Origin of the sequence: uncultured Dysosmobacter sp. (genome assembly GCF_947631635.1) — a bacterium.
In the GTDB taxonomy this organism is placed as follows: domain Bacteria; phylum Bacillota; class Clostridia; order Oscillospirales; family Oscillospiraceae; genus Oscillibacter.
In genome coordinates this window covers 43,789-53,115 of sequence record NZ_CANRMB010000025.1, presented here as the reverse complement: position 1 = coordinate 53,115, position 9,327 = coordinate 43,789, and the positions used below count along the sequence as shown (strand labels likewise).

Here is a 9,327-nt window from a genome sequence, read left to right as displayed (position 1 = left end):
CGAACACGGTAGTTAAGCTCATTTCTGCCCACAATACTTGGCTGGCGACGGCCCGGGAAGATAGGTAACGCCAACACAGGTCTTGGTTCAATAGAGCCGGGGCCTGAAATATTCCTCCATAGCTCAGTCGGTAGAGCACGCGGCTGTTAACCGCGGTGTCGTTGGTTCGAGTCCAACTGGGGGAGCCAAGGTATTGCCGTCACTCGGCGTGGCGGCAATACTTCTCTAAAAGCAACGCCGACACGGGCCTTTAGCTCAGTTGGTTAGAGCAGCCGGCTCATAACCGGCCGGTCCCGGGTTCGAGTCCCCGAAGGCCCACCATTATGGTCGTTCGCCACGGGGAATTCCTCAAGCGAGATAGGGGTATAGCTCAGCTGGTAGAGCAGCGGTCTCCAAAACCGCGTGCCGAGGGTTCGAATCCTTCTGCCCCTGCCATAAAAGTCTTTACAACCTTGGTTGTATGTGATATAATAACTCAGTCACGAGCCATAAATGGCCCGGTAGTTCAGTTGGTTAGAACGCTAGCCTGTCACGCTAGAGGTCGACGGTTCGAGCCCGTTCCGGGTCGCCATTTTATGCTGCTGTAGCTCAGTCGGTAGAGCGCATCCTTGGTAAGGATGAGGTCGGCGGTTCGAATCCGCCCAGCAGCTCCACAAAAGTCGGCCTTTTCCGCAGAAAAGGCTGACTTTTCTTCACTTTTTGGAACTTTTTTAGCCACTTCAATTTTGCAAATTTGGTACTGACCACATAACAAGCCACAGACAGCAAAAAAACGGCCCACTGGAGATTTGTTCCCCGGTGGGCCGCTGTTCTGCGTCAGCTCGCTTTTCCTTCGTTCTTCAGACGCTCCTTTTCGGTGGCGATTTCGGCTTTCATCTGCGTGATCAGCTCGGTCAACTTTTCCTCGCATTCCTCGTAAGTCTTGGCGTATACGTTGCGTGGGTGTTTCTTCCCGTCCGGCCAAATGGGGGAGTAGCGGCCTTCCCATAGATGGTCATTGATTTGGGAGATACAGCCTGTGCCCGATTTACGCCGCTGGCCTTTGCGAGGCTGGAAGGCGCTGGGAGCGGGTTTTCGAGGTGTGGTTTCAATTTCGGCTTGGGGCTCGGCCTTGCCAATGCCCTGGTCGATTTTCGCCGCCGCTGTCCGACGCATCTCGTCGGTGACATGGGCGTATATGTTCAGCGTTGTGCTGCTGGACACATGGCCGATGATTGTGGATAAGGTCTTGATGTCCATGCCGTGTTCCAGGGAGGCGGTGGCAAAGGTATGTCTGAGGTCGTGGAAACGGACGTGCTTGCACTGGGCCCGCTCCAGGATGGTGCGGAGCCGTTTTCGAACGGCGGTGGGGTCCCTGGGGGAGTCCTCGCTGACTGGGGAGGGGAACATCCAACGAGAGGTAACGGTTTTCTTATATTCTTTGAGGACATTCAGAACAGGGGAAGGAAGGATAACGCTCCGCATGGAGCTCTTGGTTTTGGGTTGAGAGATTACCAGTTCACCTTTGACCCGGTGGACCTGCCGCCCTACACGAAGGGCGCCTGTCTTGAAATTGAGGTCATCCCATTGGAGGGCACAGATTTCTCCACGGCGCAGGCCCGTGGAGAGTTCCAGCAGGAGCAATTCGTAGCAGCCGTCCTCTTTGGCTTGAATGAGCAACCGCTGGATCTCCTCCGGGGTCAGGACTTGCATCTCCCTGGCCTTGGCGGAAGGAAGGCGGCACCCGTCGGCAGGGTTGCGGAAGATCAGTTTCTCAGTCACGGCTTTGTCCAGAGCGGCGTGGAGGGTGGTATGGATGCCCCGAACGGTCTGGTCGGACAGACCCTCGCCGTAGAGCTCTGCTCGAAGGAGCCTGCCGCCCTGTTTGAGGTCGGCGTAGAATTTCTGGATGTCCGCGGTGGTCAGCTTGTTCAGCTGAGTGCTTCCAAGAGTTGGGATGATGTGCTGATAGATGCGCTGCTCATAGGACATCTGGGTGTTGGGGCGGAGATTGGGCTTCTTGTGACGCTGGTACCAGAGGTCCAGCCAATCGCCCAAAAGGATGCTGGGCTTTGGCTGGTCGGGCGCGGGTGCTTGAATACCATCTCGCAGCTGCTTCAGCTTTGCAGTACATTCCGTCTTGGTTTTTGCCAGTACATTTTTCGTCACAGGAAGACCCTTTTCATTATAGCCCACAACATACCGGCCTTCCCACCGCCCGTCTTTTCTCAGGTGGATGCTGCCATCGCCGCGTTTTCTGCGTTTTGCCATGGGGCCATCTCCTCTCCAAGGTAATCAGTTAGAAATCCGCCTATGATCTCAGCAGCCCGTTTCTGCATATCCCCGGTGGTGTGGGTGTAGGTGTCCAGAGTGAAGGACGCCTTGGTGTGGCCCAGAATGCCCGCCAGGGTTTTGGCATCCACACCGCTGGCCAAGGCGTGGGTTGCAAAGGTGTGACGAAGGTCATGGAAGCGAATGTCGGGGAGATCCGCTTGTTTCAGGATCGCCTTCAACTGCCGATAGGCGCTGCTGGGATTCACAGGGGCCTCCGGGCGAAGAGGGTCATGAAAGATCCAGGGGGAGAAGGATTTCTTCTTTCTCTCCCGGAGAAGTTGTGCCGTTGAATTGGGCAGGACGATTTTCCTCGTACTGGTATAGGTTTTGGTATCGCCGACCACCAGCCTGCCGCCCTTTTCTTTGTGGAGGGTACGGCTGACCTTGAGGGTGCCGCTTCGCTCATCAAAGTCGGTCCACATGAGGCCGCAGATCTCACCCAGACGCAGGCCCGTGGTCAGCTCTGTGTAGAAGAAGTCGTGCCATATATCATCTTTTTTGATTTCCTCTTTGAATCGCTCCAACTGTTCATCGTTCAGGATGCCCATAGACTTGCGGACGATTTTGGGTGGCTCCACTTCATCGGCGGGGTTGGCGGGGAGGAGGCCTTGCTCCTGGGCGGATTTTAGCGCATGGTGGAGGGTGGTATGGATGCCATGAACGGTAGTACTTGAAAGGCCACGGCTCTGACCGGGGCGTGGCTTCACTTTGCCGGACTTTTTCAGCGTGTCATAGAGCTTTCGGAGGTCTGATGCAGTTACTTGGGTGATTCGCTTTTCTCCAAGATAGGGTTTGACATGGTGATCCATATCGCTGCGATAGCTGACTAAGGTGGAGGGGCGGAGGACAGGGGTCATCTGCTCCAGCCATTGATCCAGCCACTCCGCGAGTGTTATTCTGCTTTGTTCGGTGAGGTCTACGCCTTGGTAGAATTCGATGTTTTGCCGCAGCCTGGCGGTTAGCTCTTTTTGCGTATCGGCGTAGATGTAGCGGAAGATAGAGTCGCCGTTAGCTTTGTGACCTACCACGATGCGACCTTCCCAACGGCCATCATCACGCTTTCGCACCATGCCATCGCCGGATGGCCTGCGTTTTGCCACAATCATTGCCTCCCATCTTTCACCGCGGTCAGATCCCCATCATCCTCGTCCATAACTTCCATGGCCAGCCGCATCCCCAGCCGAAGGCCCAGAATGAAATTTTCCAACACCATTGTGCTGTAGATATCGTCTTGAGCATTTATCAGGTTCAACAGCAAGGATTCTTGTGTTCCTTCAAGTTGGCTCACCAGTTTTTCCTCGCACTTCTGCGCCTGATCCATAGCCCGCTCCAGATTTGAGCCAGGCGCTATCTGCCTATCGCACGGGATGATGTTGCCATAGTAGATATCCTCCAACGTTTTCCTCATTCGTATCAGTTCCCTTCGTGTTTTGGCAGCCACAACACATACCAGAGAAACGGAAGCCAAAGGTGTACAAACTGATAACTTTTTCGGTCACAGCAGGAAACGCTTCTTTCTTTGTATAGCGACGCAGATTTTACGCTTGTCACATGGACATCGTTGGCCCGCTCTGCACCGGTTCCTCATGGTCGTCCGGCTTATGGCCCATGGCGATCTTCTTCTCCCGAATCCTTCTGCGCAGCTTGCGGTCCATCCGCTAGCCCACTGGAGTGGCGGGCGGTACGGAGTTCTCCCGAAAGATCTGTCCCATGTGATGGAGCAGTTTTGTGGCGGCCAGGAGAACATTGGGCCTGCGGATCTCATCGAACCTCTCCAGGAAGAATTGGGCGTACGCATTACCCTGTGCCGCCGCCTCACAGAGCCAGCCGTATGCCTGTTCACGGTCCTGTTTCACATCCTTTCCCATAAGATACAGCTTCCCCAGGATGTACTGGGCGTACTGGTTTCTCTGTTCGGCAGAGGCAGTCAGGTACTCCAGCGCTCTGGGCACATCCTTCGGGACCTGTCCTCCTTGGAGGTACATTTTCCCTAGCCGGTAGGCGGCGTACTGGTTGCCGCTCTGGGCGGCCTGCTTCAGCCAGCGGATACCCTCGTCTGGGTCCCGGACCTCTGGATCGTTGGAGAGAAGCAGTTTGCCCAAATCGTATTGGGCCTCTGGCAGCCCTATGTTTGCTGCTTGTGTGAACCAGTACTTTGCCTTTTGGATATCTGGAATCAGCAGAGGACCGTCCCGCCAAAGCTTGCCCATGAGGTACTGCGCGTGCGAGTCACCGTCCTCCGCCAGACGCTGTAGCTGCGCCACGGACTCGTCTCGCTCCGCCATGGGCAGATCATCATTCTGAACGACATCCCGCAGCGCCCAGAAGTCATAAGACATACCCTCAGAGGGCTCCGGCTCATCTTCCGTCGCAATACTACCGTCCTCGAAGGTAATCGCGCCTAGACGGATGCGCTCTGCCTCTCGGATGACCGCGTTCTTGATCTGACGGAATTCCTTCTGCTGTGACAGCGGCGGCCGCTGACGTTCTCGCTCTGCATAGTAGTCATCTACCTGGCACTGGAGCGTCCACCATGCTTCGTAGCAGTCATTGACCACCGGGAGCCGCTCCATCTGATCCACGATCTCGTCCACGGTTTTCTTGATAGACTTTAGCAGGTAGCCATAGGACTTTTTCCCTTTGACCGTTTCCAGTTGCGCCGCCAGCTCCTGCATGAGTCGCTCGACATCCGGGAGATCGCAGATGCTGTTTTGCATCTGTCTGGTCAGTTCCCGCATGGTTTTGCGGGCCTGGTGCACCAGTTCATCCTGAGACACCGACTTTTGTTCATAGAGGTGGAGCATCTCCATGTGGAAGATGTCGTTGGTTAACTCTGATTTGATCTTGCGGATGCCATCTTTATTGAGATACGCCTGCCCTGGTTTCATGGACCACGCCATCATGTGGACATGGGGGTGCGCGCCCTCGTTGTGGACGGCGGCGTACCAGCGGAAGTCCTTGGGCGGGATATGCATCGCCGCGGCGATGTCGTTGCGGTGGGTGCGGAGGAGATTGCACCACTGTAGAGCGTGATCGTATCCCAGCCGCTCCGCATCCTCCCGCTTGAGCGAGATGATGTGCGTCCAGATGTTGCCGGGGTAGTTGTTCAGTTCCTCCATGGCGGCATTCATGTCCACGATTTCTTCGTCACCGAACAACCCGTGGGACCAGGGACGCTCCGCCATGTACGCCATGTAGCCGGAGGGCAGCAGCTCCACACCGTCACGGGTACCGATATACTTCAGGTAACCTCCCGCACCCTTGCCCTGGATGTAGGGACTCTTCACAATCAGTCTTGCCACGGGTCTCCGTCCTCCCAGCTTTCCCGCACTCGCTGCTCGAACGAGATACGCCCGTTGGTGCGCTTCACATTTTTGACGCTCTCCGCGCGCCGGCGGCGCAGATTATCTTCGTTGAGCTGAACACTGTCCGCAATAATGCCGGAGAGCATATCCAACTCCACCGCCTGCTTGAAAAACAGCGCCGCCAATCGGTCCTCCATCTTTCCCAAGCGACCATCCACGTAGGACTTCAGCGCCGTGGGGAGAAAATCTCCGGCGCTGCCAGTATCCAGATAGTCCAGATAAAAATTGATTGCCTGCTCAGCCAGTTCGTTCATGCTGCGGCAGCCGGATCTCTTGTATGCAGCATGCAGTCGATAACTGGTTACCGATGAGACCCGCAGGCTCAGCCTCTCTCGTGTGTCTTTGCTCATAATACCTCCGAAATTCTTGAAATATGGGCCTCAGACGCCGCTCAATCCCTTGGAAACAGCGGAGTTGAGGGGCATAGACGCCAGAGGCCATTTTTGTTGCTGAAACAGACGTCACCTTTGATATCACGGAAATCCCCGTCAACTGCCCGCACTGCGGGCAGTTGTGATTGGCAAAGGAGTCACATTTGACTCCTTGCCTTTATCCTGCTTGTCGTCGTCACAAGCTCCAGATCCCTCGTTTTCGCCCAAATGGGCGAAAACTCACTTCTTCCGCTGTTCCTCCTCTCCCCACCGGACCCGCTTCGCTGGGCTCCGGCGGTGGCCCCGGATAGCCCCTCGTAAATCCGCCGATAGCGGGCGCACAGCGGTTTATGTAACTGGGGATGGGTCAGATGTTGCCTGGGCTGGAGCCGGGGCACACAGGGCCGTTGCGGGGCGTCGGCGGTTGAGTTTTGCTTGCCGCTTGCGGATGCGACTGCGCTCCGTATCCAACTCCAGTTGGCATAGCTGCCGCTGGTGGTAGTCCTCCACCGCCGCTCTGGTCGGCAGGATGGTATAGACGTTGTTGCCGTTCCGCTTCAGACCCACCTCGTTGAACCAGCAGCTTTGCTCCACAGCGATGAGGCCTTTGTCTGCAAGAATGCCCACCGACTTCACCACTGTGTTCAGCGACAGGCCTGTTGCTCCGGCGATGGTGCGGTAGCTGGGATGGCACTGGTGAGTGTGGCGGTCCTCGCAGTAGAGCAGGTAGGCGTAGACCAGGAAGGCGGAGGGCGGCAGGGCCAGGAGGAAGACCTCGTTGGGGAGTGTGAAGAACTTTCCGGCCTCACACTTGAGCGTGAGAGCACCGTTCTCAGTGACGAGAACCTTGCTTACCAGCATGGCGAGGTGCCTCTCCACCGTGGTGGCGGTCAGCCGGAGACTATCCGCCACCACCTGCACACAGAGTTTCTTTTCCCCTCTGTCGTGAGCCTGCCGGTAGCAGAGGTAGGAGAGGATCACGAACTCGAGGGGCTTGAGCTTGTACTTCCACACCTCATTGGGAACAGCGAACCGATGGTGCCGAGGATCACGCCGGGGCCATCCCAGAGGGACACGGTGTTTTCTCATGCTCTGTCACCTCTCGCCGTGTGTTCCTCTACCCACTGGATGAACTTCTCCTTGGGGACAACCATCCTTCTGCCGATTTTCAGAACCGGAAAGCCTGGCTCATGCATCAGCTCATAGCCACTGCTGGGCGATACCCCCAGGACTTTTGCCACCAACTCGGCATTGAGAAACAGGGGCAGGTTGTCATAAGAGTTGTACTCAGACTTTTTCATTTTTGATCCTCCTGTTCATCGGGATGGAACAGCTCAGCAAACTCTTCGACTGAATGAACGATACCGAACTGTTTCAGTTGTTGGTAGCGGATCAGATCGCAGAGCGTCCGCAGGCTGACCTCCGCATACTCCAGCAGTTTATCCATGGCGAGCACCTGTTGATATGCACTCAGCTCAGTCTGCCCATCCAGCGACTGGAAAAATGCGCGAAGCTCACTCGCTGTTGGCACGATCTCCGGCGCGGCCTGCCGCATCTCCTGATGGACATAATCAATGGTTTCCTGTTCTATGTTCGCGGTCAGCAGAGCCAACAGCCGTCGCTTGCTCGTTTCAAATTCATCCATGCTTGCACGCTCCCTTGTAATTTTAAATAGGGCATTTATGACTGCGGCCCATCAGTCATATAAACTTCATGCGTTTGCACTGCACCACGAATAAGGGAAAAATAATGCGCATGAAGTTTTGTGCATCATTTCCGGTTGCCCCGAAAGGGGCGAGGAAATGGCACATCATGTATTTTTGCACAGCAAAAATATCCCCTCACTTATAAGGACACTCAGAGCGCATTTGTAAACCAGAAACAAAAAAATTCTTCAAATAAAAAGCTGGGGAGCCCTGTCAAAAGACAGAGCGCCCCAGCTTTTCGTGAAGCTTTTTCAGCCGCTTTGATACCGCCATTTTGGAAATGTCGTAGACCTGACCGATCTCCTCCATAGTCAGCTCACCGCTGTATCGAAGCGAGATCAACTTCTGATCCCTGGCATCCAGTTTTTCAATGGCTCCCCGCAGATTTTCAAGTCGGAGGTCCCGGAGCACGGCATCCTCCACGGGACGCCTGACACAGTCCGAGCCGGACAGCACCGTTTCAAACTCACTTTTACTCAGATGCCTTGCGTCCTGCCTTTTCTGCGCCTGTTCCCGCATCCGATCCTGTTCCAGGAAGTCTGCGATCCCCTTTGGCACCGATACTTGCTCACTGTTGTATTCGATCACGACATAGTCGTTCATTTGTGTCCTTTCCGCTCTCAACGGAAAGGCGCACACCCGCGCTGCCGGCACAGCGCCAAAAACTGTAGACCTTCATGGAAGTTTCCTTCGTACAGGGTGGTTATGGTTGCCCTACGAGGCCCATGAATGTCTGAGGTCACACATGGGTGTGAACCTCACCGGAAAGCTGCGAGATTTGGGCCTTGACCCAATTTCAGAGTAATGGAATTTTGCGCCGTTGTCAATATGCAGAGGAGCAGCGCAGAAATACCGGAGTTGAAGAGGACCTGTATCCAAATAACTTTTGTGAATAAGGTACAGGGAAAATGTAGATCATATCGTCAAGTAAATATGAAGCTGCATACTCATCCTGAAGAATTTCGTGAGCTGATCACCGTTGTTGCCAACGAAAAGCATATTCCTGAGTCCGCTGTTGAGCGCGACTATTATATCGTCATGATGCTGAAGGCGCTGGCCGACAGCCCTTATGCCGATCGGTGCGTGTTCAAGGGGGCACTTCTCTCAGCAAATGCTACCCAGGCTCCATTGACCGGTTCTCTGAGGACATTGACCTTACCTTTCTTGGGATGGAGCTATCAGACAATGCCTGCGACAAAGCCATCAAGAAAATCGAAAACGTCATGTCCGTCGGCACCATGCCATTTGCAGCACACTGGGCCGCAAGGTGCGCTACATCTACGATGTAACCCGCCTGTACCAGATGCCGGAGATTCAGACATTCCTTTCTGAAACGGAGAAACTCAAACGGCTGGTGAGGCTGACAGAGGATACCGAGTCCTTCTGCATTGGCCGGCGAAATATTTCCGCTGAATATGATCCGACAGGTGCATATGACTTTGCATCGTGGTAGCAGTACCTTGATTCCGGGATTCGGTTGACCTATGAAAGCCTGCATACCACGCTCCTCTATACCGATGAGAAGCAGGAGTTTGATATTGCAGTCAAAACCTTTGAGCAGATCAGTGCAAG

10 protein-coding genes and 5 tRNA genes are annotated in these 9,327 nt (G+C 54.9%); 6 read left to right on the top strand and 9 right to left on the bottom strand.

Annotated features, from left to right (window positions below):
* The first annotated feature begins 112 nt into the window (after positions 1–112).
* The 5 genes from Q0Z71_RS12430 (at position 113) to Q0Z71_RS12410 (ending at position 653) form a co-directional block, all read left to right on the top strand.
* A tRNA-Asn gene (locus Q0Z71_RS12430) sits at positions 113–188 on the top strand.
* Positions 189–244: 56 nt separating this feature from the next.
* Positions 245–321 (top strand) — tRNA-Ile (locus Q0Z71_RS12425).
* A 38-nt stretch (positions 322–359) separates the two neighbouring features.
* A tRNA-Trp gene (locus Q0Z71_RS12420) sits at positions 360–435 on the top strand.
* Positions 436–494: 59 nt separating this feature from the next.
* A tRNA-Asp gene (locus Q0Z71_RS12415) sits at positions 495–571 on the top strand.
* Positions 572–577: 6 nt separating this feature from the next.
* Positions 578–653 (top strand) — tRNA-Thr (locus Q0Z71_RS12410).
* Positions 654–816: 163 nt separating this feature from the next.
* On the opposite strand, the gene Q0Z71_RS12405 is transcribed toward Q0Z71_RS12410, so the two are convergent.
* The 9 genes from Q0Z71_RS12405 to Q0Z71_RS12365 form a co-directional block, all read right to left on the bottom strand.
* Complete coding sequence (locus tag Q0Z71_RS12405; protein ID WP_298023122.1) at positions 817–2,250, bottom strand: site-specific integrase; 1,434 nt, start codon at positions 2,248–2,250, stop codon at positions 817–819.
* Entirely contained in the window at positions 2,208–3,413 is a 1,206-nt protein-coding gene (locus Q0Z71_RS12400; protein ID WP_298023118.1) for a site-specific integrase, read from the bottom strand. Before Q0Z71_RS12400 ends, Q0Z71_RS12405 begins: the two co-directional genes overlap by 43 nt.
* 2 nt (positions 3,414–3,415) lie before the next feature.
* Complete coding sequence (locus tag Q0Z71_RS12395) at positions 3,416–3,709, bottom strand: DUF6809 family protein (RefSeq protein ID WP_363316715.1); 294 nt, start codon at positions 3,707–3,709, stop codon at positions 3,416–3,418.
* A gap of 262 nt (positions 3,710–3,971) precedes the next feature.
* Complete coding sequence (gene mobP3, locus Q0Z71_RS12390; RefSeq protein ID WP_363316714.1) at positions 3,972–5,615, bottom strand: MobP3 family relaxase; 1,644 nt, start codon at positions 5,613–5,615, stop codon at positions 3,972–3,974.
* Positions 5,603–6,028, bottom strand: coding sequence for a hypothetical protein (locus Q0Z71_RS12385; protein WP_298023112.1), 426 nt, complete (start codon positions 6,026–6,028; stop codon positions 5,603–5,605). Before Q0Z71_RS12385 ends, mobP3 begins: the two co-directional genes overlap by 13 nt.
* Before the next feature lie 369 nt (positions 6,029–6,397).
* Positions 6,398–7,138, bottom strand: a complete 741-nt coding sequence (locus Q0Z71_RS12380; protein WP_298023109.1) for a helix-turn-helix domain-containing protein — start codon at positions 7,136–7,138, stop codon at positions 6,398–6,400.
* Positions 7,135–7,350: an AlpA family transcriptional regulator gene (locus Q0Z71_RS12375; RefSeq protein WP_298023106.1), complete on the bottom strand. Its 216-nt coding sequence runs from the start codon at positions 7,348–7,350 to the stop codon at positions 7,135–7,137. Before Q0Z71_RS12375 ends, Q0Z71_RS12380 begins: the two co-directional genes overlap by 4 nt.
* Positions 7,347–7,694, bottom strand: a complete 348-nt coding sequence (locus Q0Z71_RS12370; protein WP_298023103.1) for a hypothetical protein — start codon at positions 7,692–7,694, stop codon at positions 7,347–7,349. The genes Q0Z71_RS12375 and Q0Z71_RS12370 overlap by 4 nt, the downstream gene beginning before the upstream one ends.
* 274 nt (positions 7,695–7,968) lie before the next feature.
* On the bottom strand, positions 7,969–8,358 hold the full coding sequence (locus Q0Z71_RS12365; protein WP_298023100.1) for a sigma-70 family RNA polymerase sigma factor: 390 nt from the start codon (positions 8,356–8,358) through the stop codon (positions 7,969–7,971).
* 476 nt (positions 8,359–8,834) lie between these two features.
* Here Q0Z71_RS12365 and Q0Z71_RS17150 point away from each other — a divergent pair, with 476 nt between their 5' ends.
* Positions 8,835–9,044: a nucleotidyl transferase AbiEii/AbiGii toxin family protein gene (locus Q0Z71_RS17150; RefSeq protein ID WP_363316713.1), complete on the top strand. Its 210-nt coding sequence runs from the start codon at positions 8,835–8,837 to the stop codon at positions 9,042–9,044.
* The last annotated feature ends 283 nt before the right edge of the window (positions 9,045–9,327 follow it).